Here is a 22,449-nt window from a genome sequence, read left to right as displayed (position 1 = left end):
TCGAAACCAGGAGGGCGGCATGGCAAACCCGGCAAGGACGATCGCAGTGCAGGCGCTGGTCGACGAACTGCAAACCGGTTGCGACAGGCCCTTCAGCGAAGCGCATTCGATGCCGCCCGGCGTCTATACGTCTGCCGATTTCCTCGCGCTGGAAGAGCGCGACATCTTCGCTCGCGAATGGCAATGCGTCGGGCGTGCAAGCGCACTGCAAGCAGCCGGCGACTATCTGACGACGCGCATCGGCGATCAGCCGATCGTCGTGTTGCGCGACGAGCAGATGCAATTGAAGGCGATGTCGAATGTATGCCTGCATCGCATGTCGGTGCTGCTGGAAGGACGCGGCAATGTGCGCAGGATCGTGTGCCCGTATCACGCCTGGAATTACTCACTGGATGGCGCGCTGAAAGGCGCGCCGCTGATGGATCGGCAGCAGGACTTCTGCAAGGAAAGCTATCGCCTGCCCGCAATCCGATGTGAAGAATGGCAGGGCTGGATCTACGTGACGCTCGATGAACAGGCGCAACCCGTGCAGCAGCGCCTCGCCGCGCTGAGCGATCTGATCGCCGCATACGGCATGGCGGACTACATCGAAACCTTCTATGAGGAGCACGTGTGGGACACGAACTGGAAGCTCCTCGCGGAAAACTTCATGGAGAGCTACCACCTGCCGATGCTGCATCGCGCGACAGTCGGTCCGCATTCGCGCCTGGAGGAAATGGAATGCCCGCCCGGTCTGCCCGCCTTCAACTATCACTGGATCACGAAGGAAGCGTCTTTGCCGATCGGCAATGCGCATCCCGACAACACGCGTCTGACGGGACACTGGCGCAAGACCACCGCGCTGCTCGCGATCTACCCGACGCATCTCGTCACGCTGACGCCCGGCTACTTCTGGTATCTGGTACTGCAACCCGAAGGCGTGGGCCGCGTGCATATCCGCTTTGGCGGCGGACTTGCGCCTGAGTTCATCGCCGATCCGCAAGCGCACGAGTACATGGCGACGCTCAAAAAGCTACTCGACGAAGTGAACGCCGAGGACAAGCGCGGCGTCGAGGCCGTGTTTCGCGGCGTGCATGCCCCGCTTGCGAAGCCCGGTCACCTGAGCCATCTCGAACGCCCCAACTATGACTTCGCGCGCTATCTCGCGGCGAAGCTCGGCACGCATTGACTACGACGCAACACCGACAGGACGCAAGCACGATGTCGAACCCTTCCTATATTTCATTTTCAGGCGTGAGCAAATCGTATGACGGCGCGCATTACGTCGTCGACGATCTGAACCTCGACGTGCGCAAGGGCGAATTCCTGTCGCTGCTCGGCCCGTCAGGCTCGGGCAAGACCACGACGCTCATGATGCTCGCCGGGTTCGAAACGCCGACCCAGGGCGAGATCCGTCTCGACGGGCGGCGGCTCGACGACAAGCCGCCGCATCAGCGCGACATCGGCATGGTGTTCCAGCACTTCGAGCTGTTTCCGCATCTGACGATCGCCGAGAACGTCGCGTTTCCGCTTTCCGTGCGGCACGTGAGCCGCGCGGAGCAGAAGACTCGCGTGATGCGCGCGCTCGAGATGATCGAGTTGCCGCATCTGGCGAACCGCCGCCCCGCGCAACTGTCGGGCGGACAGCAGCAGCGCGTCGCGCTGGCTCGCGCGCTCGTGTTCGAACCGAAGCTCGTGCTGATGGACGAACCGCTCGGCGCGCTCGATAAACGCCTGCGCGAGACGATGCAATATGAAATCATGCGGCTGCATCGCGAACTGTCGCTGACCATCGTCTACGTGACGCACGATCAGGCGGAAGCACTCACGATGTCCGATCGCGTCGCCGTGTTCTCCGACGGGCGCATTCAACAGGCGGCAACGCCGAGCGAGTTGTACGAGAACGCACAGAACGCATTCGTGGCGAACTTCGTCGGCGAGAACAATGGCCTGACGGGCCGCGTGGTCGATGTGAACGACGACGCCGCGACGCTCGCACTGGCCGACGGCAGCCTGATTCGCGGCCGGTGCGAAGCGGGCCTGCGCGAAGGCGACGACGCAATGCTCGCGCTGCGCCCTGAACGCGCGCACATTCCGGGCGCCGAAGGCACGCAAGTCGATGCACATAGCAACGTGGTACGGGCCCGCGTCGAAGAACTCGTGTATTGCGGCGACCATCATCGCGTCCATTTAAAGCTAGGCGCGCGCGACAGCATCGTCGTCAAGGTGCCCAACACGCAGCGGCATGCGCTGCCTTCGTCGGGCGACACGGTCGAAGTCGCATGGCGCCACGACGACTGCAAGATTCTCGCAATGAGCGCCAGCACGCAGCGCAACGCACCCGCCAATTACTCAACGCCGTCACCCCTACCTTCCATCATTACGACCGCACCCGCAGGAGCCAACTGACATGCGCATTCATCTGAAGGCACAACTCGCCGCACTTTCCGTCCTTGCGTTTGCCGCCACCAGTACCTGGGCAGCCGAAACGCTTTCCGTCGTCACCTTCGGCGGCGCATATGAAGCCGCTGCAAAAAAGGCCTATTTCGAGCCGTTCACGCAAGCAACGGGCGTAGGCTTCTCGACGGAATCCTATGACGGCGGCCTCGCCAAGCTGTCCGCGATGGAGCAGGCAAAGAACACCACGTGGGATCTGATCGACCTCGAAACCAACGATGCGATCACGGCCTGCGACGAAGGCCTGTTGAAGAAGTTCGACAGGAAGTCACTTGGCAAGACGAGCGACTTCATCCCCGGTTCGATCAGCGATTGCGCCGTGGCGAGCATGGTGTGGTCCACGGTGTTCGCCTACGATGCAAGCAAGCTGAAGACGGCCCCGACCACGGTCGCCGACTTCTTCGACTTGCAGAAATTCCCCGGCAAGCGTGGGCTGCGCAAGTCGCCGAAGGTGTCGATGGAATGGGCGTTGATTGCCGATGGCGTCGATCCGAAGGACGTGTACAAGATGCTGGCCACGCCTGCCGGCGTCGATCGCGCGTTCAGGAAGCTCGATACGATCAAGAAGAGCATTGTCTGGTGGGAATCGGGCGCGCAGGCGCCGCAGCTGCTCGCCGACGGCGCGGTGGTGATGACCCAGGCCTACAACGGCCGCATCGACGATGCCGCGAAGAAAGACAACAAGCCGTTCAAGGCGGTGTGGGACGCGCAGGTCTACGACTTCGACTGGTGGGGCATTCCGACGGGCGCGAAGCACGCGGACCAGGCGGCGAAGTTCATCGTCTCCGCGTCGCAGCCGAAAGCGTATGCGGATCTGTCGAAGTACATCGCTTATGCGCCGCCGCGCAAGGATGCAATCGAGCTGGTCGACAAGCAGCGCCTGTCGGATCTGCCCACCGCGCCGCAGAACTTCAAGCGCGCGCTGCAGATCAATGCGAACTTCTGGGCCGACAACGCGGACCAGATCAACAAGCGCTTCCAGACCTGGCTGACCCAGTAACTTCATTGCATCGAGTGAACAACGAGAGCCCGACGTGAACACCAGTATGCCCGTATCGGCCCACGCCGCAGCTTCGGGCTCTCCCGCGAGAGCCGGCGGCCGCGCATCGTTTCATAAGGCGCGCCGCCGCGCGTCGGTGCAGGCGCTGCTGCTCGCGCTGCCGTTGATCGTGTTTCTGCTGTCGACGTTCATCGCGCCGATCGCACTGCTGCTCACGCGCAGCGTGCAGAATCACGAAATGCCCGACAGCATGCCTGCGCTCACGCGCGCGCTCGATGCGTGGGACGGACGCGGCGTACCGGACGAACCTCTGTTCGCGCTGCTTGCGTCGGGTCTCAAACAGGCGCACGAGAGCGGACAGCTCGGCACGGTCGCGCGGCGCCTGAACTTCGCGCAGCCGGAGTTTCGCAGCCTGCTGATGCGCAGCGCCCGCAACCTGCCCGCCGACGCGCCTCCTGCATGGAAGCCCGCGCTCATCGAACTCGACGAGCGCTGGAATGCGCCTGAAACATGGCGTCTGTTGAAACGCGCTGCCGCTTCGCCGACGCCGGACTACCTGCTCGCCGCCGTCGATGCGCAAGTCACGCCGCAGGGCTCGCTTGCGTTCGTGGCGGACAACGCCTCCGTCTACCGGCAAGCGTTCCTGCGCACCGTTTCGATCAGCGCCACGGTCACGTTGCTGTGCCTGCTGCTCGGCTATCCCGTCGCGTGGATGCTCGCCAATCTGCCCGAGAAAAGCAGCAACCGGCTGATGCTGCTCGTGATCGTGCCGTTCTGGACGTCGCTGCTGGTGCGCACGACGGCATGGTACGTGCTGCTGCAGCCGGGCGGCGTCATCAACAGTCTGCTGATGGGGCTCGGTCTCGCGACGCATCCGTTGCCGCTCATCTTCAATCGCGCGGGTGTGCTGATCGGCATGACGCATGTGTTGCTGCCGTACATGATCCTCGCCATCTACTCGGTGATGAAAAGCGTATCGCCCATCTATGTGCGCGCGGCGCAATCGCTCGGCGCGCATCCGTTCACCGCGTTCGTACGCGTGTATGTGCCGCAAACACTACCGGGCGTGGGCGCGGGCTGCTTCCTCGTGTTCGTGCTTGCGCTCGGCTACTACATCACGCCTGCGCTGCTGGGCGGCGCCGGCGACGAGATGATCAGTCAGCTCATTGCGATGCAGACCAACACGCAGCTCAACTGGGGCCTCGCAGGCGCGCTGTCGGCGTATCTGGTGATCTTCACCGCGGTCTTCTACTTCCTGTTCAACCGCATCGTCGGCATCGACCGTTTGCGTTTCGGTTGAGTCACACGCGCACCACGACAAGGAACCGACATGCAGAATCAACGGAAGAAAGTGTTGACGGAGCGCATTGCGACGCATTGGGTACGCGCGCACACGGCAATCGTGCTGTTCTTTCTGATCGCACCAATTCTCGCGATCATCCCGCTCTCGTTCAATTCAGGTTCGTATTTCTCGTACCCGTTGCAAGGCTTTTCGCTGCGCTGGTACCAACAGGCCCTCACCAGCGCGGACTGGCAACGCGCGCTGCTGAACAGCCTCGGCATCGGCGCGGCCTCGACGCTGATCGCGACGTGCCTGGGCACGCTTGCGGCGCTCGGCTTGAGCCGCACGCAGTTTCCGCTGCGCTCGCTCATCATGCCTATCATCATCTCGCCGATGATCGTGCCGATCGTGGTCGTGGCGGCCGGGTTCTATCTGATCTTCGCGCCGCTCGGCCTCGTCAATTCGTATCCGGGCGTGGTGCTGGCGCACGCGGCGCTCGGTACGCCATTCGTGGTGATCACGGTGACGGCTTCGCTGCTGTCATTCGATCAAAGTCTGCTGCGTGCCGCATCGGGGCTGGGCGCGAAACCGTGGGTTGCGTTCAGGCGCGTGACCTTGCCGCTCATCGCCCCAGCCGTGGCGACGGGCAGCGTGTTCGCCTTTGCGACCTCGTTCGATGAAGTGATCGTGATTCTGTTTATCGGCGGCCCGGATCAGACTACGGTGCCGCGCCAGATGTGGAGCGGCATCCGCGATTCGATCGATCCGTCGATTCTCGCCGTCGCGACAATGCTGATCGTGTTTGCGGTGCTGCTGTTCGCCAGCATCAACTGGCTGCGCAGCCGCGCTGCGGCTGGTAGCCAGGCGCTCGTCTGACGGGCTTTAGCGTTGCTCGGGCGTGATGCAGCGCAGCCCCAACGCCCGCAGCCAATGGAACCAGCTTGAGGAGCTTTCGAGAGGCGCGCTAAGCGAGACCGATTTCAACTGTGAGCGGTCTGCGCGAGTTGTGCGATGTCGACGGGCCTGCTCGACGAGCGAATGACGCGCATCACAACCCATGCGAGGAGATAGTTCGAGCTGCAGATGACGAACAGCACGTTAAAACCAATATTGATGTGACCGAGCATCTGCTTCCGGGAACCGGTCACACGCGGTGGTGAAGAGATTTGCCGACCATGCATGGTGCGAGGCGGCTACCAGACTGAAGACCAACCATTGCCCACATGTTTTCGATGAACGGCGAGAACGCGATCGGCATCGCCAGAAGAGCATGAACCGCCAGATCGGGTCGGACAGAAGCCGCGCCATTGCGCGGACCGCACGCAATCGCGACGGCTCTCGCACCGCAGTCGTGTCGGACCAGCTCGGGTGCCTGGCCGCAATGGCGGATGGCGGTCAACATTCGCTCATCCGTTACGCGAGACAATGCAACAGATCGGCGGCACGCACGCTCACGCGGCCCGCTCGTCCGCGCGCACGCGGAATATCGCCACCGCACCGTGCAGATGCTCGCTTTGCGCCTCCAACGAAGCTGCCGTAGCCGACGCCGACTCGACCAGCGATACGTTGCTCTGCGTCATTGCTTCCATCTGCACGACGGTCGCGTTGACCAGTTCGATTCCCGCCGTCTGCTCGCGCGACGCCAGACTGATATCCGCCATGATCGCGTTCACGCTCTGCACGGCCTGCAGGATGTCGTCCATCGTCGATCCCGCGCGCAATACCAGCTCGCTGCCCGTTCGCACACTCAGCGTCGAATTGCCGATCAGTTCCTTGATTTCCTTCGCGGCGGTGGCGCTGCGCTGCGCCAGATGCCGCACCTCGCTGGCCACCACGGCGAAGCCGCGCCCTTGATCTCCGGCGCGCGCCGCCTCGACGGCTGCGTTGAGCGCAAGAATATTGGTCTGGAACGCGATGCTCTCGATCACACCGACAATGCCGACGATGCGCGCCGAACTATCCGAAATCGCATCCATCGTGTCGACAACCTGACGCACCACCTCGCCGCCGCGTGTCGCAATCTCGGACGCGCGTGTGGCAAGCGCACTCGCGTCGTGCGCATTGTCGGCGTTCTGCCGCACAGTGGCCGTCAATTCTTCCATGCTCGCGGCCGCCTGCTGAAGCGAGGCGGCCTGATCGCCCGCGCGCATCGACAGGTCGCGGTTGCCGCTGGCAATCGCCTGCGCATCGTGCATGATCGCGTCCGTCCCCGCCCTGACCTTGCGCACCACCGCCACGAGGCCTTGTTGCATGTCGTTCAACGCGTCGAGCAGGTAACCCATTTCGTTGCGGCGTTCCGTCTTGACGACGGCCGTGAGGTCGCCCGCTGCAATCTTCGCAAAGTAGTCGACGGCGGCATTGACGGGCGTGACGATCGCCCTCGTCAGCGCCCGATCCGCGAGCACGCCGACGATCAGCGCGATCAGTCCGGCCACCCCGAAGCCCCAGAGCGTCATGTGAAAGCGCCCGTTCGCATGATCGAAGCGCATACGCTGGCGTTGCACCTGAAAATCCTCCAGCGCGATGAGCGCCTTCTGGTATTCGTCGAAGAGCGCGACGGGCATTTCGCGCTGCGTGCTCAGGAAGTCGACCAGATTTTCTTCGTCAAGCTGCTTGAGCGCCTTCGAGAAAGCCTGCGCCAGCAGACGGTCGCGCTTGCCCGTCATCGCTGTGAGGAGCGTCGTTTCCTGCGCGTCGGGCGTGTGCAGCGCACGGTACGCATCGAGCTCGCGATTGCTCTCGTCGAGCAGCACATGCAGCTGCCTGATCTCAGCGGCAGCCGGCTTGCCCGCGCTGATCAGCTGCTCGACGTCGGCGAGCCCCGTGCGAAACACCAGCAGCCGCTCGGAACTGGTCTTCAGATGCACGACGGAAGCGGTGTCGTCGCGATACATCGCGTCGAGCGCGGCGTTGCTCTTGAAGAGCGCAAACACAGCCGCCGCGATGACCAGCATCAACAGCAGCGTGCAACCCGAAATGGTGGCGGCGAGCCCGCCGCGAATCGTGGTGTTTCTGAACATGAGCGCAAGCCAGCGTGCGCGCAGCAAACGCGGCGCGCGTAGCGTTTCCCCAATAGTCGGAACAAAACGGGTCGGCCATGCGCGACCGCAGGCCGTCTACAGCACTAACGGCGGCGCCGCACGGCTTCTGAGATGCCAGTGCGACACCGATACGACGAATTGCGACATCGGCGCGCAACGCAATTCCTCAGCGCGGTGCTGCGCCCGTTTATCTGTCGCTCTATGTCGACGGGCTCCACCCTGTCTTCACGCCGGGCACGGGCGCGCCGGATGTGGGCGGTCTCACGACCCACGAGACGCAGGCGCTGCTGCGCGGTCTCGACGGTCTCGACTGGTCGGCGGCGACGTGGTCGAAATCTCACCGCCTTACGATCCGAGCGGCGACACCGCGCTCGGCGCCGCGACGCTGATGTACGAAATGCTGTGCCTGATCGCGAAACGCGCGACGCAGGCAGGCCGCTAGCCCGCCGCCGGCGTGCTACCGCATCTCCTTCCACGGTACGAGCAAACGTTTATCGCTGCGCCGCAACAGACGCAAACTGCCAGTACATATCGGGAATCGCGCGGTCCTCGTCCGACAGGAACGGATTGTCCAGGCGGCGCGAACGGCTGGCACCGCCGCGTCTGCATCGAGTTCGACCGGCCGGCCGGATCGTTCTCGCTGTTCTTCTTTCGCCATGCCGACGGCCCATGGCACGTGTTTTCGCCGGACCGGCGCCGTCCGGAGATGGGCACGAGCCCCATCGCTGCCTGACCGATCCTTGCAAGCGCCTGCAGCGAGCGAACACGACGCAATCGCGGCGCGTTCCGCGGCGACGCACAGTGCTCGCGAGCACCGCTGCGACGAACCAGTCCTGCGCCTCGGTGACTGCGAGCCGCCTGCTGGCGCTCGAACTCCGACCGCGCACCGCTTCGATCAGATGATCGACAAACGAGGCAATGGGCGCCGAAATCGCCGGTTTGCGGAAGTAGACCGAGGGTCTCACCTCGGTCGGATTGACGGACACGCCCCGCTCCCAGGCATCCATGCAATGGCCATCGATGCAATGACGGATGGGCGACTGCAATGCGTTATGCATATTTTGAAGGCAAAAAGGGCGGCGCCCTAAAGTCGCAGCACAAATACCCGTTATATGGGGTGTCAGCGCTCAATCCGGCATATCGACTGGACGCACGTCGCAGACGTGCGCACTGTTGTCCCTGCCGATCCGAGACGCGGCCCGATCCTACGTGATCCGCCCGCTTCGTCCTTGCGTCCCCGACGCATTACACGTCGTCTCGACAATGACCGCACCTGCCCTTGGGCCACGGACTGCCCACAAGCCCTCGACACTCCGACACATCGCACTGGCCGCCGCATTGATAGTGCTGGCCTTGCTCGTGGTGTTCGGCGTGACTCTGCGCGCGACCTATTCGCAAGGGGCCGCGGAAGACCGACTGCGCAACGCACTTTCCGCCTCGTCAGAGCTTGAGTTACTGCTTACGCAACACGTTGCTGCAAACACGGACTTCATGAGCAGTGCCCATACGGCTGGCTTCAATTCCGGCGCCTGGCCCGTGCGACGTGCCGCGGCAGTTGCCAGCGCCTACGAACGGCTGGAAGCAGACCTGGCCGACACACCTGAATCCGTCGCAAGCGTGAAGGAGTTGCGTCGACTTAGCACCATCTGGCCCGAACAACTCGACGCGGCGGCTCGCACTATCGCCCTGGCAGGTGAGACGTCGCCAGTTGACGCAGGCCTTCTTCAGAGAGCGAACGATACGTTTAGCTCGATCATGAACATTCTGACGATGCTCAGAACCCGCGAGCGCGACGAGATTGCACAAATGCAATTCAAGTCGCAGTCTGAACTGGCGGGGCAAAAGATATTTCTCTCCGTCTTGGGGACAACCGGTGCGTTGCTGCTGGTATTGCTGCTTTACACCAGTCATCGGGCCGCCCTTGCAAGGGCGACGGCGAAGGTCGTTGCGTCGGAAGCCGAACGGCGCTTCGAGGAGTACTTCCAGAATCATCCCGTCGCAATGCTCATCTACGACGTCGACAGCTATCTGATATTGACGGCGAACGCAGCCGCGCAACGACAATATGGCGCATCGCTGCAGCAGCTTCGCGAGACGCGGATGGATCAACTTCGTCCTGCGGAGGAGGCGGAGCATTTTTGCCGGGATCTCAAGCAATATGTCGAGTCCGGTGTGCAGGGTGGTTCCGGAGGATTGCGTCGGCACAGGCGCGCCGATGGCACCACGATCTATGTAGACATTGCCTTCCATCTTCTGGACTATGCCGAGCGCAAGGCCTGCTTTATCTCTGCGCGAGATGTGACCGCGCACGAACGCGCCAAGGAAGCGTTGCGTGTCCGCAGCAGCGCACTGGAAGCATCGAGGAGCGCCGTTCTCATATCGGAAAAGTCCGCCGGCGCAAGCATCATCACGTATGCGAACGCGGCGTTCGAGAAGATCACCGGCTTTCCTGCACGGGAAGTCATCGGTCTGGAACACTGGTCGGTGCTCGGCTTCGACGTGACGTCAGAGCAGGCACGTTCGGTCCAGTTGGCTATGCAGTCAGATACCGAGGGGTCGGCGCTACTCGGATGCCACCGGCACGACGGGACGCACTATTGGAGCCAGTTGCAGGTTGCGCCGGTACTGGATGAATCGGGGCGACCCACCCATTGCGTGACTGTTTTCAATGACGTGTCGGAGCGCATCCGGGACCAGGAACGGTTGCGTGCTCTGGCCCAACAGGACCCATTGACTCAGCTTCCCAACAGGCTTGGTCTGAACGCGCAACTTAACCGGCTGTTCAGCCTGACACGACGAGATAACGAACGGATTGCCCTCGTTTTCCTGGATCTGGACAACTTCAAGGTCGTCAACGATTCGCTGGGCCACACGGCCGGGGACGCGCTGCTGCGCGAAATTGCGTATCGCCTGTCCAGCCGTACCGGCCCGCACGAGTTTGTCGCAAGGTACGCGGGCGACGAGTTCGTAGTCGTGTTGTACGGTCGCGGCGACATCGAGGGGTTCGTAACCGCCGCCCGGGAGATGCAGGCAGCTTTGAGCCGGGACGTCCGGATCGAAAACAGGCTTGTCCGTCCGCAAGCCAGTATTGGAATTGCCGTGTATCCCGACCACGCGCAAGATCCCGAAACGTTGCTACGCTGCGCGGATTCCGCAATGTACAGGGCGAAACCGGTCGGACCGAACGGCTTGCAGATATTCGACGAAGCGATCGCCCAGGAAAACAGCGAGCGCGCCGCCATGGCGCACGACCTGCGCAATGCCCTCGCCTGCGGAGCGCTTTCGCTCGCCTATCAGCCGCGACTCTCGTTGGAAACTGGGCTGGCAAACGGATTCGAAGCTCTGGTTCGCTGGGACCATCCAAAGCGCGGATCGGTTAGTCCAGCCTTGTTCGTGCCGATTGCCGAAGAGAACGGGCTCATCACGGAGATCGGCGAGTGGGTGTTCGAACAGGCTTGCCGACAGACGAAGGTATGGGCGCGCCAGCATCCGGATATCGTCGTCTCGGTCAACGTATCACCTGTTCAGTTCTTGCGCTCCGACCTGCTGTCAGTTGTAACGGAAATTATCCAGCGAACGGGGGTGAATCCCCGCAACATGGAGATCGAAATCACTGAAGGCGTCCTCATGGCAGCGCAATCGGTCGCCACGCTTCGCGGCTTTCGCAAAATGGGCCTGTCGGTCGCGATAGACGACTTCGGTTCCGGCTATTCGAGTCTGGGATACGTTCGCAGCTTCATGGCGGACCGCCTGAAACTCGACATGTCGTTCGTTAAGGGGATCGGCGTATCGACTGCAGATGAGGTGATCGTCAAGGCCGTCATTGCCATGGGGCGCACGCTAGGCATGCAAGTAGTCGCTGAAGGCGTCGAGACTCACCGGCAACTCGAATTCCTCATCGAAAACGGCTGCGAGGAGATTCAGGGCTACTGGTACGCACGTCCGACGGACGCAGCCCGCGCCGCCGCTTATCTCGACACGCCTCGTCAAGTCGCGCGGGTAGCCGGAGGCAGCAACCTGTGATTCCCCGCCGCACGTGTCAGATCGGGCTATGGCTCGTTTCAAACGAAAAAATTCCGATTTTCCAACGCGGCGCCCCACTGCCCGATTGCGCTGCGAACGCATCCCGGTGTGAGCGCGGGAGAGCCCCAAAGATAACAGCGGCCTACCGGGTCGGTCAGCCGACATAGCCCGCGAGAGAGCTGGCGCGACCGGACGGACGGCATTGCCCGAAACGTTTCGCATCGCGCCGGCAGCCTAAACAATGCTGCGCCACCGCCGATATATACATGAGGGCCGAATAACGTATCAGCCCGCACACATAATCAAACTGCATAGCGACCAGACCACATGATTCTCAGAAAACTAATATTTCTCGCCCCGCTGACCGTGCTCGCCGCATGTTCGGTTGTCGCGACGCCTTACTCGCCTTCCGTCGAAAATATCCAGACACTCAAGAATGCCGCGCCTGTGCATGCACGAATCGGGGACTTCCGTAGCCAGGATGGTGGACATAACGAGTACCCCGTTCGCGTTCGGGCGAACGTCATGCGCTCGCCCGTCGGCGATTCGTTCGCGGCCTACCTCGCGAATGCCGTCACCCAGGAACTGACGCTCGCGGGCTCGCTATCCCCGGCCGCACAGGTCGAGCTCGACGGTGTACTGCTCGAAAACAACGTCGACGTCGGTATCGGCACGGGCGTGGGCACTATCTCCGCCCGCTTCGTTGTCAAGCGCGACAACGCCGTGCGCTATGACCAGGTGAAAACGGTGCGCGGCGAGTGGGACTCGTCGTTCGCCGCGGCCATCGCGGTACCGAAAGCAACCCAGCAATACCCGCTCGTCGTCCAGAAACTGCTGGGCGAACTCTATGCTGACCCCGCATTCATCAGCGCGATTCATTAACCCCATTTCCAAACACTCCAAAGGAGACCCACATGAAAATTGGCAACATCTTGCGCACGGTATGCGCTGCAGGCGTGATCGCACTCCTCTCTGGCTGCGCTCATGACATCACGATCTCTGGCGACAACGCAGCTCTCGTTTCGAAGGCGGCCTCACCCATCAACAAGACCGTCGGCCTCGTCATTACCGACGAGGAACGCAACAAGGAAGTCGTCACGCCGGGCGGCGGTGGCGACAAGGTCGCCTACAAGCCATATCACGACCTCGAGCTACCGATCTATCTCGAACTGAGCAACGTCTTCAAGGACGTGGTCAAACTCAACACCAGGCCCGACGCCGCGACATGGCAGTCGAAGAACCTCAGCTACATCGTGACACCTTCGATCACGACGACGTCGTCGTCGCAGAGCCTGCTCACCTGGCCGCCGACGGATTTCAGCGTGACGCTGGAATGCACAATCACCGATCCCAGTGGCAAGCTTGTGACGAAGAAGTCCGTGACGGGCTCGGGCCACGCCGAATTCAGCGAATTCAAGCGTAACTTCGGCCTTGCCGCGCAGCGTGCGACGCTCGATGCCGTGCAGAAAATGCAGTCGGCCATGCAAGAGTCAGCAGAGCTTCGCCAGTAACGGCATTCCCCCCGCAATGAGGACGCCTTGTTCATCGGACGCCCTCATTCCCATCATCGCCGCAGCGCCCCAGGGTCGGTTCAATTCCCCAAGCAAAAGCGAGCGCGACGATCTAATTCGGCGCCGACGCTCAGCTACAGCTTGACCGAACCGGGGAGCGTTCGCGCGACTTCAGACGACCTGAGCGCGGCCTCGTGGCGTCCCATGCCAAACATGCTGAGTGCGTCGACAATAGTGGGAATCGCAACCAGCATGAGCATGACGGGCTGGCCCAGATGCATCGCGCCGCCGCTTTTAGCAAGCCCCGGATCACAGCGTCGTCTTCAATCACCAGCACGTTGAGCAACATGGCCGTCCATCCTCAGTGGACTGTTCGATGACTCGGCAATGCCCGGATGAAAAGAACACCCCCAACGGCAAACGCATTGCATCCAGAGCGAATTTAGATCACTAGCGTCGCCTGTCCAGCACGGCCACGCGTCGTGATGAAAAATTGATATTTGGGCGACAAAGCCGTGAGCAGCGTTGCGCACACTTCATCCCGGGACGCAGGCAATTGCGCCTGACCGCACCACGACCCGAGGTTCCAACATGAAGCTGTCATCGCCACTTTCCGCCGCACACGATGCCGAACCGTCCGGCGTGATGCCCAAGCTGCGTGTCCTTCTCGGGAGGAGCTGGGGAATGTTTTTCCCCACCGGCATCACGCGCTCGCATGAGGCCGATGGGGAGCCGCGCGAGACGCCCCACGCCACGCCCGACGAGACAGCACGGAAAAGTGCGACTTCTGATCAACGCGCGGCGCACTCGTTCCACTTGCCCCGGTTTCGCTCGGGCTGTCATCACGTCAACAGCAATTTCTAGCGGAGGTCCCCTCCATGCTTCACGCTAAATCCGCCATTGTCACCGGCTCGACCAGCGGCATCGGGCTCGGCATTGCGACCGCATTCGCCGCGCAGGGCGCCGACGTGCTGTTGAACGGCTTCGGCGACGCGCATGAGATCGAGGCAATACGCCGGAACCTGGAACGCGAGCACGGCGTGCGTGTGCGCTATTCGGCTGCCGACATGAGCAAGCCCGATGACATTCACGTGATGGCGCGCTACGCCAGTGCCGAGTTCGGCAAGGTTGACATCGTTGTCAATAACGCGGGCATCCAGCATGTCGCGCCTATCGAGGAACAGCCCGACGAAAAGTGGGACGCTATCCTCGCGATCAACCTCTCGTCCGCGTTCCATCTGATCAAGGCCGTGCTGCCCGGCATGAAGGCACGGCGCTGGGGCCGGATTATCAACATCGCGTCGGCTCACGGCCTGCTCGCTTCGCCATTCAAATCGCCGTATGTCGCGGCGAAACACGGCCTGATCGGGTTATCGAAGACGGTCGCGCTCGAGGTCGCCGAGCATGGCATTACGAGCAACACGATTTGCCCGGGTTACGTGAAGACACCCCTCGTCGAAAAGCAGATCGCCGATCAGGCGAAAGCACACGGCATCGCTCCGGAGAACGTGGTACGCGACGTGATGCTCGTGCACCAGGCGCGCAAGGAATTCGTGACGGTCGACGAGCTCGCCGCGCTTGCGGTCTTTCTGAGCTCCGATAGCGGGGCTTCGATGACGGCAGCCGCCCTCGCAATGGACGGCGGATGGTCCCAGCACTAAGCGCTGGAACATGGCTGCGACGCGCGAGAAGCGTCGCGTGAAAGGCCAGCGCAGATCGACAGCCCTTGCGGCCCAACCAGGTACGACAAAGGCCGACGCTCGAGCGTCGAGATTCACTACGGGCTTCTTTAACCGGCTGCGTCTTTCTGCCGGATTCATGCGGGCGTGTGTCCGCCATCACCCAGTTGAGGAGAGAGGTACGTCATGAGCACCAAGGGTCAGCAACGCGCGTCGATCTGGCGCCAGTGTGTCGTAGCGGGAATGATCGCCGCCGGGCTGTCGGTTGCAGCAGGGGCGGCAAGCGCCGGGGAATGCCCGCTTGACAAGCAAGTGGCGGACGGCCAGGGTCAGAAGCCCGGCCCGGGCGTCCCGACGGGCGTAACCGACACGGTGCGAGCGTCGACCGACCTGTCGAAGGAGCCGCTCGCGCTGCAGGGGCGGTTGCTGCGGCTTCGAGAACTCCGCGTGGCGCCGGGCGGCATCGTGCCCTGGCATAGCCACAAAAACCGGCCAGCGCAGATCTACATCGTTTCCGGCGAAATCGTCGAGTACGCGAGCAATTGCGCCGTGCCGATCGTGCACAAGACGGGTGAAGTGGCGCCGGAGCGCAACGGCACACAACACTGGTGGAAGAACGAAGGAACGGTACCGGCGGTGCTGATCTCGGTCGATCTCTTTCCCATCGAAACGAAGATGGACGCGCACACGATGTGAGCGTACGCGCCAAGGGGCCTATAAGCCGCAGCACGTATCGCGCGGGCGCTGGACTGCTTGCCGAGTGGGAAATCAGTCCAGCTCATCCGTTCAACGTCGGCCAGACGAACCTGTCATGTCATCCCGAATCACCCGTTCGTTGTCCGGCGTGTGCCTGGCTGTCGGGCCACTGTCGAGTGCTGCCGCCCACGCGCAAGCCTCCATCGAGAACATCGACGGTGGCATTGTCAAAGTCCGTAGTGCGCACCCGGTCGACGATGCCTCGATTTTGCATGGATTGCGCGCCGACAACTAAAGTCGCAAGGAGAATAACGTGGCAACAAGAACTGCAACCAGGCAAGGCAACGGCCGCGGGCGCACGCATGCGGACGCCGCGCCCGACCCCGATCCTGGCACGCCCGGCCTGCCGGGCCAGGTCGTGCTGGTGCTGCAAGGCGGCGGTGCGCTCGGCGCCTACCAGGTCGGCGTGTACGCAGCCCTGCACGAAGCGGGTATCGAGCCCGACTGGGTGATCGGCACGTCGATTGGCGCGATCAACGCGGCGCTGATCAGCGGCAACCGCCCCGAAGACCGGCTCGATCGCCTCAACGAATTCTGGCGCCGGGTCGAGCAGCGCTCGCCGCTAGCGGGGCTTTTCGACTGGATGGGTCTGGGCAATCTGCTGCCCAACGTGAACACGGTGACGCGCGGCATCCCGGGCTTCTTCACGCCGAATGCCCTGGTCATCGGCGGGTCCAGTGCGGAGGTGGGCGTCGAGGCTGCGTCCTACTACAGCACGGCACCGTTGCGTGAAACACTGGGCGAGCTCGTCGATTTCGAGTACCTGTGCAAGTGCAGGACGCGGCTGACCGTGGGTGCCGTGAACACCTGCAGCGGCCACATGCGCTACTTCGACAATCGCCATGAGGAACTCAGGGTCGACCAAGTAATGGCATCCGGCGCCCTGCCCCCCGCGTTTGCCGCGGTGCGCGTCGACGGCGAACCCTACTGGGACGGCGGCCTGTACTCCAACACTCCAATCGAAGCCGTGCTGGACGACAAGCCCAGGCGGGACTCCCTCATCTTCGCCGTCAACGTGTGGCACCAGGCGGCGCCGGAGCCTGCATCGATCTGGCAGGTCATGAGCCGGCAGAAAGACATCCAGTACGCGAGCCGCGCCGACAGCCACATCGCCCGGCAGAAACAGATCCATCGCCTGCGCCACGTAATCCGCGAGTTGCACAGGCAGCTGCCGGCAAGCCGCCAGAACGACCCCAAGGTCAAGGAGCTTGCCTCCTGGGGCTGCGGCACAACGATGCATGTGGCGCATCTGCTGGCACCGCGGATCGACGGCGAGGACCACACCAAGGACATCGACTTCACGAGCGCAGGCATCCAGTCTCGCCGCAGTGGGGGATACGCCGATGCGCAACGCATGATCGAGCGCTCGCCATGGAAGTCCGTCGCCGTCGACCCGATTGAAGGGGTGATCGAGCACACCTGAGGAGGACGCTGGTCATGGCCTGATCGACAACTGGCTGTGCGCCGCTAAAGACATGCAGCAATACTTCTGGGCGGAGCTGGCCGCGCTGGACGAGCGCGCCCGCTTTGACTGGCCGTATCCACACGGCTGGGGGTTCGATCTGCATTCGGATACATCACCCCTCAGACGAGCATGATCAACAGCGAGCAGGCGGTTCATACCGTCTGCAAGATTCGCAACGCCATGGCGAAGAACCCGTCATGACAGCAGCGCCCCGCTTCCGCTGTCCTCCCGCGCTCAAGCAACGTGCGCGGAACATTCCGGGTGGGACCTGCGAGCAAAACATCGCGAACAAGGCAAACCTTGACGGAGGGTCATCCAATGAACCCGATGGTAACCAGTGTCGCATTCTTGGTCGCCGCCCTATGCGCCGGCTTGATGGGCTTTGCGATTCAACGCGGGGCGACGTGCACGGTTGCCGCGGTACACGAAGTCGTCAACAAGCGCCAATGCAACCGGCTGATGGCGATCGCGGAGGCATCGGTGTGGGTCGCGGGCGGTCTGCTGATTGCGCACATGCTCCATCTGCTCGCAAGGATGCCCGCCGGCTATCCGGTGAATTACCTGACCGTACTGGGCGGCGCACTCCTCGGACTGGGTGCGTTCATCAACGGTGCCTGCGTCTTCGGCGCAATCGCGAGACTCGGCTCCGGTGAGTGGGCGTATCTGGCCACACCGCCCGGCTTTTACGTCGGATGCCTCACCCTCGGCACCTGGCTGCCGCACCCTGCACATCAGAGTCTCGATCATGGCTCGATCGTATTGCGCGCGCCCGCCTCGGTGTCGCTGCTGTTCGTGGCGTTCGTCATCTGGCGCATCGCGCGCCCGTTATTGACAGTCCGTCCCGATGGATGGGGGCCCGGTGTGTTTCACCGGATGCGCCAGAGCATCGCTACCCGAGTCTGGTCGCCGCATGCGGCCACCACGGTCATCGGCGTCACGTTCTTCTTGATGCTACTGCTCATCGGCACGTGGTCCTACACCGACGTGCTGACCGAGCTTGCCCGCGGCATGGCGAGCAGTCTCGTCACGCGAAGCTTGTTGCTGCTCGCGCTGCTGCTTGGGGCCATGCTTGGCGGCCGCACGGCGGGTCGGTTCGGCGGCGCCGTCGTCCAGCTTTCCCAGGTGTGCAAATGCTTTCTGGGCGGGGCGCTGATGGGATCGGGCAGCTTGTTGATTCCGGGCGGCAACGATGGCCTTCTGTTAGTCGGGATGCCGCTCCTGTTCCCCTATGCATGGGTTGCATTCATCGCGATGTGTGTCGCAATCGGCACGGCATCGCTCATCCAGAACGCCGTGTCCGCTCGCACGGCACAGCAGCACCTGGAACACGGCTAGTCCGTATGTCGGCGCAGGTATGCGTTCAACGCCGCAAGACCGCAAGGCTGAGGTACCCACTGTGGAGCGATGGCGGCTTCGCCGTCCTTCCTGAAAGCGCGCGCATTGCTGAACTGCGATCCCGGTTCGACGCGAGGCCGATTGCACCGCGCACCACCGCGCGTGCGCTGAAAAACTGATCTCGCATACTGTTTTTGCATCGCAGCATGATTGCCGGTTTGCATGTTCGAATCTGGGTGATATAGTTTTATTGTGTTTGATTTAGTGCGTTTTATCGCAAAATCGAACATGAAACATGATTTGCCCAAACTTCGAACAAGGAGACACGACATGAGGAAGACAGCAACCTGCTTGCTTGCGGGTGCATTTTTTGCCCTTGCCATGAGCGCGCATGCCGCAGACAAGCCGCTAAAGTCAGTGGGGGTGACCGTCGGCGATCTGGCAAATCCGTACTTCGTCGCGGTCGGGCAGAGCGTGACGCGCGAAGCAAAGAAGATCAACCCAAACGCTCAGGTAACCGTCGTTTCCGCGAAGTACGACCTCAACACCCAGGTTGGCCAGATCGACAATTTCATCGCGAACAAGGTTGATCTGATTATTCTGGGCGCCGCTGACTCGAAGGGCATCGGGCCGGAAGTAAAGAAGGCTCAGAAGGCTGGCATCGTCGTTGTGGCCGTTGATGTGAGCGCGGAGAATGCGGATGCAACGGTGATGTCCGATAACACGATGGCGGGCCAGGAATCCTGCAAATACATCGCCCAGCAACTGAACGACAAAGGCAGTATCGTCATCGTCAACGGGCCGCCCGTGTCGTCCATCATGGATCGTGTGACGGGTTGCAAGGCCGAACTGGCAAAACATCCGGCTATCAAGATTCTTTCCGACAACCAGAACGCGGGTGGTAGCCGCGACGGTGGACTGACATCGATGTCCAACCTGCTGGCGGCCTACCCGAAAATCGACGCGGTGTTTGGCGTCAATGATCCGACCGCGATCGGAGCTGAGCTTGCGATCAAGCAGGCAAAGCGGTCCGATATCAAACTGATCGGTGGCGTCGACGGGGGCCCTGACGGCGTTCAGGCGCTTAAGACACCGCAATCCCTGTTCGTTGTGTCGCCTGCGCAGGACCCCAACGGCATGGCGGCACAGGCTGTCGACGTTGGCTATGCATTGATGAATGGTCGTCCTCCGAAAAACAAGGTGGAGCTGTTGCCTACCCCGCCTATCACGCGCGCGAACGTCGCGACATATCAAGGCTGGATTCGCAATTAACGAGTAACCGTTATCCGGTAACGACGGGTCGCTTGTCACGCGCCCGTCGTCCGTGTTTTCGAGGATGACGATGACCACTCCTGTTTTGCAAATGACCGGCGTCGACAAGTCTTTCGGTGCGACGCGCGCGTTATCCGGCGTGCAGTTGACCGCGCACGCCGGGGAAATTCACGCGCTGATGGGAGAAAACGGCGCTGGCAAAAGTACTCTGATGAAGATTCTTTCCGGCGTCTATCAACCTGACGCCGGCGAGATCAGGATAGCGGGCGCTGCTGTCCGTCTCGACAATCCGGCGGCGAGCCGTGCGATGGGTATCAGTCTCATCTATCAGGAACTGGCGGTTGCCCCGCATATGTCGGTTGCTGAGAATGTATTCATGGGCAGCGAACCGCGTTCGCGGTTTGGTTTCTCTGATCGTGGCGCCATGCTTCGCCGCACAGACGAAGTCCTGCACCAGCTGGGCGCGCGCTTTCGCGCCTCGGACCGGGCGGGCGCCCTATCGATTGCCGAACAGCAACAGGTTGAGATCGCACGTGCGCTGATTCATCAGGGCCGCGTGTTGATCATGGACGAGCCGACGGCGGCGTTATCCGACCGGGAGGCCGAGCATCTGTTTTCGGTCGTGCGCAAGCTTCGCGATGAAGGCATGGCGATCATCTACATCAGCCATCGCATGAGTGAGGTGTATGCGCTTGCGGACAGGGTAACCGTTCTGCGCGACGGAAAATATGTGGGTGAAATCGAACGCGAATCAATCGATTCGAACCGCCTTGTGCAGATGATGGTTGGCCGGCCACTCGACGACTTCTATCAGCATGAGCGTCGTGAACGTGGCGGACGTGAGCCGGTACTTCGCGTCGCAGACGTGGGAGGCGGTAAGGTTCGACCCGCTTCTTTCACTGTCGCGCGCGGAGAAGTGTTGGGTCTTGCGGGGCTGGTCGGCGCGGGTCGAACGGAGCTGGCGCGTCTGATCTTCGGCGCAGACGCCAGATCGTCCGGAACGATACAGCTGGAGGGAAAAGTAATCGATATCGCGGACCCGCGTGCTGCGATGCAGGCCGGCATTGCGTACGTGCCCGAAGACCGAAAGTCGCTTGGGCTTTTCCTGCAACTCGGCGTGCGCGAAAACACCATTCTCAACGTTGTTGGGCGCCATACGCGGTTCGGCCTGGTTGACCACAGGGCACTGAAAGCGCGCGCAAAGGTTGCCGTGGCGCGGCTAGGCGTCAAGGCATCGCATCTTGAGCTCCCCGTCGGCCGTCTGTCCGGTGGAAATCAGCAAAAGGTGTTGCTCGCGCGGTGGCTCGAGATCGGGCCCAAGGTGCTCATCCTCGACGAACCAACGCGCGGCGTGGACATTGGCGCGAAGAGCGAAATTTATCAGCTTATCCATGCATTGGCCGAGTCGGGAGTCGGTGTGATCGTCATATCCAGCGAGCTGCCGGAAATCATTGGGATTTGCGATCGCGTGCTGGTCATGCGCGAGGGTGCGATTACGGGTGAGCTATCAGGCGATTCGATCACGCAGGAAAACATCATGCGTCTTGCCACCGACACGGATGGCCTGTCGGGAAGCGAACGCGGAGACGTGGAGGCAGAAATCAACCATGGCTGAGACATCAGACACGACGGTCAATCCCCGCATCGGTGCCGATGCAAACGCATCCGCAGTGCGCACACCGTTTTCAGCGCGAGCGCTTGTGCATCGCCTCGGGATGTTGCCCGTCCTCATCGTCCTGTATATCGCGTTCTACTTTCTGACGGTGCATTTCAGTGCTGACGGCACGTCCAATTTCGCGACAGCCGACAACACGATGAACGTTCTGAGGCAGGTTGCAATTAACCTGGTGCTGGCGGCAGGCATGACCTTCGTCGTATTGACGGCGGGTATCGACCTCTCGGTCGGGTCGATCCTGGCGGTCTCTGCAGTGCTCGGGATGCAACTGTCGCTCATGGGCAGCCTGGCCGCCTGGGCAATTCCCGTTTTTATCGTTTCCGGCCTTGTGATGGGCGCAGTGAACGGACTGATGGTTGCATTCCTCGATATCAATCCGTTCGTCGTCACGCTCGGAACGATGACCGCGTATCGCGGGGCTGCATATCTTCTGTCAAACGGCACCACGGTGCTGAACAACACGATTCCCAGCTTTGAGTGGATCGGTAACGATGATTTCCTGCACGTTCCCTGGTTGATCTGGATTGCCGTCATCGTTGTCCTTGTCTCGTGGGTCATCCTCAGGAAGACGGTGCTGGGCATTCACATTTACTCAGTCGGCGGCAGCCCTCAGGCAGCGCGGCTCACCGGTATCCGGGTCAGGAGCGTTCTGCTCTTCGTCTACTCCATCAGCGGCCTCTTTGCGGGATTGGCCGGCGCGATGTCCGCGAGCAAGCTTTATGCGGCGAGCGGTAACTGGGGATCGGGATACGAGCTGGATGCGATCGCAGCGGTCGTGCTCGGTGGCACAAGCCTGATGGGTGGCGTCGGGACAATCTGGGGGACGGTCATCGGCGCGCTGATCATTGGCGTGATGAACAACGGGCTGACGATTCTCGGATTGTCGTCGTTCTGGCAATACGTAGCCAAGGGTGTCGTCATTGTTCTCGCCGTGATTCTCGACAAGTGGCGACAAAAGGGAACGGCAAACTGAA

At 61.9% G+C, this 22,449-nt stretch carries 19 protein-coding genes and 1 pseudogene; 18 read left to right on the top strand and 2 right to left on the bottom strand.

The window, feature by feature from the left end; translation table 11 throughout:
• The first annotated feature begins 19 nt into the window (after window positions 1-19).
• From H3V53_RS25400 to H3V53_RS25380, 5 genes are read left to right on the top strand one after another with little or no spacing between them, the layout of a single operon-like run.
• Window positions 20-1,168, top strand: a complete 1,149-nt coding sequence (locus H3V53_RS25400; protein WP_336600302.1) for an SRPBCC family protein — start codon at window positions 20-22, stop codon at window positions 1,166-1,168.
• 32 nt (window positions 1,169-1,200) lie between these two features.
• The gene (locus tag H3V53_RS25395; protein WP_336600301.1) at window positions 1,201-2,388 is read left to right on the top strand and encodes an ABC transporter ATP-binding protein; all 1,188 of its coding nucleotides are present in this window, start codon (window positions 1,201-1,203) and stop codon (window positions 2,386-2,388) included.
• 1 nt (window position 2,389) lies between these two features.
• Window positions 2,390-3,436: an extracellular solute-binding protein gene (locus H3V53_RS25390; RefSeq protein WP_054927238.1), complete on the top strand. Its 1,047-nt coding sequence runs from the start codon at window positions 2,390-2,392 to the stop codon at window positions 3,434-3,436.
• A 46-nt stretch (window positions 3,437-3,482) separates the two neighbouring features.
• Window positions 3,483-4,736 (top strand): ABC transporter permease, encoded by a 1,254-nt coding sequence (locus H3V53_RS25385; protein WP_336600322.1) that lies wholly within the window; start codon window positions 3,483-3,485, stop codon window positions 4,734-4,736.
• A 30-nt stretch (window positions 4,737-4,766) separates the two neighbouring features.
• Window positions 4,767-5,594, top strand: a complete 828-nt coding sequence (locus tag H3V53_RS25380; protein WP_336600300.1) for an ABC transporter permease — start codon at window positions 4,767-4,769, stop codon at window positions 5,592-5,594.
• 575 nt (window positions 5,595-6,169) lie between these two features.
• On the opposite strand, the gene H3V53_RS25375 is transcribed toward H3V53_RS25380, so the two are convergent.
• Entirely contained in the window at window positions 6,170-7,738 is a 1,569-nt protein-coding gene (locus H3V53_RS25375) for a methyl-accepting chemotaxis protein (RefSeq protein ID WP_336600299.1), read from the bottom strand.
• 194 nt (window positions 7,739-7,932) lie between these two features.
• On the opposite strand from H3V53_RS25375, the pseudogene H3V53_RS25370 reads away from it, so the two are divergent.
• Window positions 7,933-8,201: pseudogene (locus H3V53_RS25370) on the top strand (arginase family protein); the annotation flags it as partial.
• 49 nt (window positions 8,202-8,250) lie between these two features.
• On the opposite strand, the gene H3V53_RS25365 reads toward H3V53_RS25370, so the two are convergent.
• The gene (locus H3V53_RS25365) at window positions 8,251-8,766 is read right to left on the bottom strand and encodes a hypothetical protein (protein ID WP_336600298.1); all 516 of its coding nucleotides are present in this window, start codon (window positions 8,764-8,766) and stop codon (window positions 8,251-8,253) included.
• 337 nt (window positions 8,767-9,103) lie between these two features.
• Here H3V53_RS25365 and H3V53_RS25360 point away from each other — a divergent pair, with 337 nt between their 5' ends.
• The 12 genes from H3V53_RS25360 (at window position 9,104) to H3V53_RS25305 (ending at window position 22,448) form a co-directional block, all read left to right on the top strand.
• On the top strand, window positions 9,104-11,782 hold the full coding sequence (locus tag H3V53_RS25360) for a putative bifunctional diguanylate cyclase/phosphodiesterase (protein WP_336600297.1): 2,679 nt from the start codon (window positions 9,104-9,106) through the stop codon (window positions 11,780-11,782).
• 327 nt (window positions 11,783-12,109) lie between these two features.
• Window positions 12,110-12,664 (top strand): hypothetical protein, encoded by a 555-nt coding sequence (locus H3V53_RS25355; protein WP_336600296.1) that lies wholly within the window; start codon window positions 12,110-12,112, stop codon window positions 12,662-12,664.
• Window positions 12,665-12,696: 32 nt separating this feature from the next.
• Window positions 12,697-13,293: a hypothetical protein gene (locus H3V53_RS25350; RefSeq protein WP_336600295.1), complete on the top strand. Its 597-nt coding sequence runs from the start codon at window positions 12,697-12,699 to the stop codon at window positions 13,291-13,293.
• 591 nt (window positions 13,294-13,884) lie between these two features.
• Entirely contained in the window at window positions 13,885-14,157 is a 273-nt protein-coding gene (locus H3V53_RS25345) for a hypothetical protein (protein ID WP_336600294.1), read from the top strand.
• Between the two features lie 14 nt (window positions 14,158-14,171).
• Window positions 14,172-14,954 carry a 3-hydroxybutyrate dehydrogenase gene (locus H3V53_RS25340; RefSeq protein ID WP_336600293.1) on the top strand — a complete coding sequence of 261 codons (783 nt, stop codon included), beginning with the start codon at window positions 14,172-14,174 and terminating at the stop codon, window positions 14,952-14,954.
• A gap of 204 nt (window positions 14,955-15,158) precedes the next feature.
• Window positions 15,159-15,668: a cupin domain-containing protein gene (locus H3V53_RS25335; RefSeq protein ID WP_336600292.1), complete on the top strand. Its 510-nt coding sequence runs from the start codon at window positions 15,159-15,161 to the stop codon at window positions 15,666-15,668.
• Between the two features lie 115 nt (window positions 15,669-15,783).
• Window positions 15,784-15,963 (top strand): hypothetical protein, encoded by a 180-nt coding sequence (locus H3V53_RS25330; protein ID WP_336600291.1) that lies wholly within the window; start codon window positions 15,784-15,786, stop codon window positions 15,961-15,963.
• 108 nt (window positions 15,964-16,071) lie between these two features.
• Window positions 16,072-17,151, top strand: a complete 1,080-nt coding sequence (locus tag H3V53_RS25325; RefSeq protein WP_336600321.1) for a patatin-like phospholipase family protein — start codon at window positions 16,072-16,074, stop codon at window positions 17,149-17,151.
• Between the two features lie 360 nt (window positions 17,152-17,511).
• Window positions 17,512-18,528, top strand: coding sequence for a YeeE/YedE thiosulfate transporter family protein (locus H3V53_RS25320; protein WP_336600290.1), 1,017 nt, complete (start codon window positions 17,512-17,514; stop codon window positions 18,526-18,528).
• Window positions 18,529-18,858: 330 nt separating this feature from the next.
• On the top strand, window positions 18,859-19,800 hold the full coding sequence (locus H3V53_RS25315) for an ABC transporter substrate-binding protein (RefSeq protein ID WP_336600289.1): 942 nt from the start codon (window positions 18,859-18,861) through the stop codon (window positions 19,798-19,800).
• A gap of 70 nt (window positions 19,801-19,870) precedes the next feature.
• On the top strand, window positions 19,871-21,415 hold the full coding sequence (locus H3V53_RS25310; protein ID WP_419539572.1) for a sugar ABC transporter ATP-binding protein: 1,545 nt from the start codon (window positions 19,871-19,873) through the stop codon (window positions 21,413-21,415).
• A complete protein-coding gene (locus H3V53_RS25305) occupies window positions 21,408-22,448 on the top strand; it encodes an ABC transporter permease subunit (protein WP_336600287.1) in 1,041 nt (346 codons plus the stop codon). The genes H3V53_RS25310 and H3V53_RS25305 overlap by 8 nt, the downstream gene beginning before the upstream one ends.
• Window position 22,449 lies beyond the last annotated feature (1 nt).

Origin of the sequence: Paraburkholderia bengalensis (genome assembly GCF_037126505.1) — a bacterium.
Taxonomy (GTDB): domain Bacteria; phylum Pseudomonadota; class Gammaproteobacteria; order Burkholderiales; family Burkholderiaceae; genus Paraburkholderia; species Paraburkholderia bengalensis.
The sequence above is the reverse complement of the archived record's forward strand: the minus strand, read 5'-3'. Positions and strand labels throughout refer to the sequence as shown.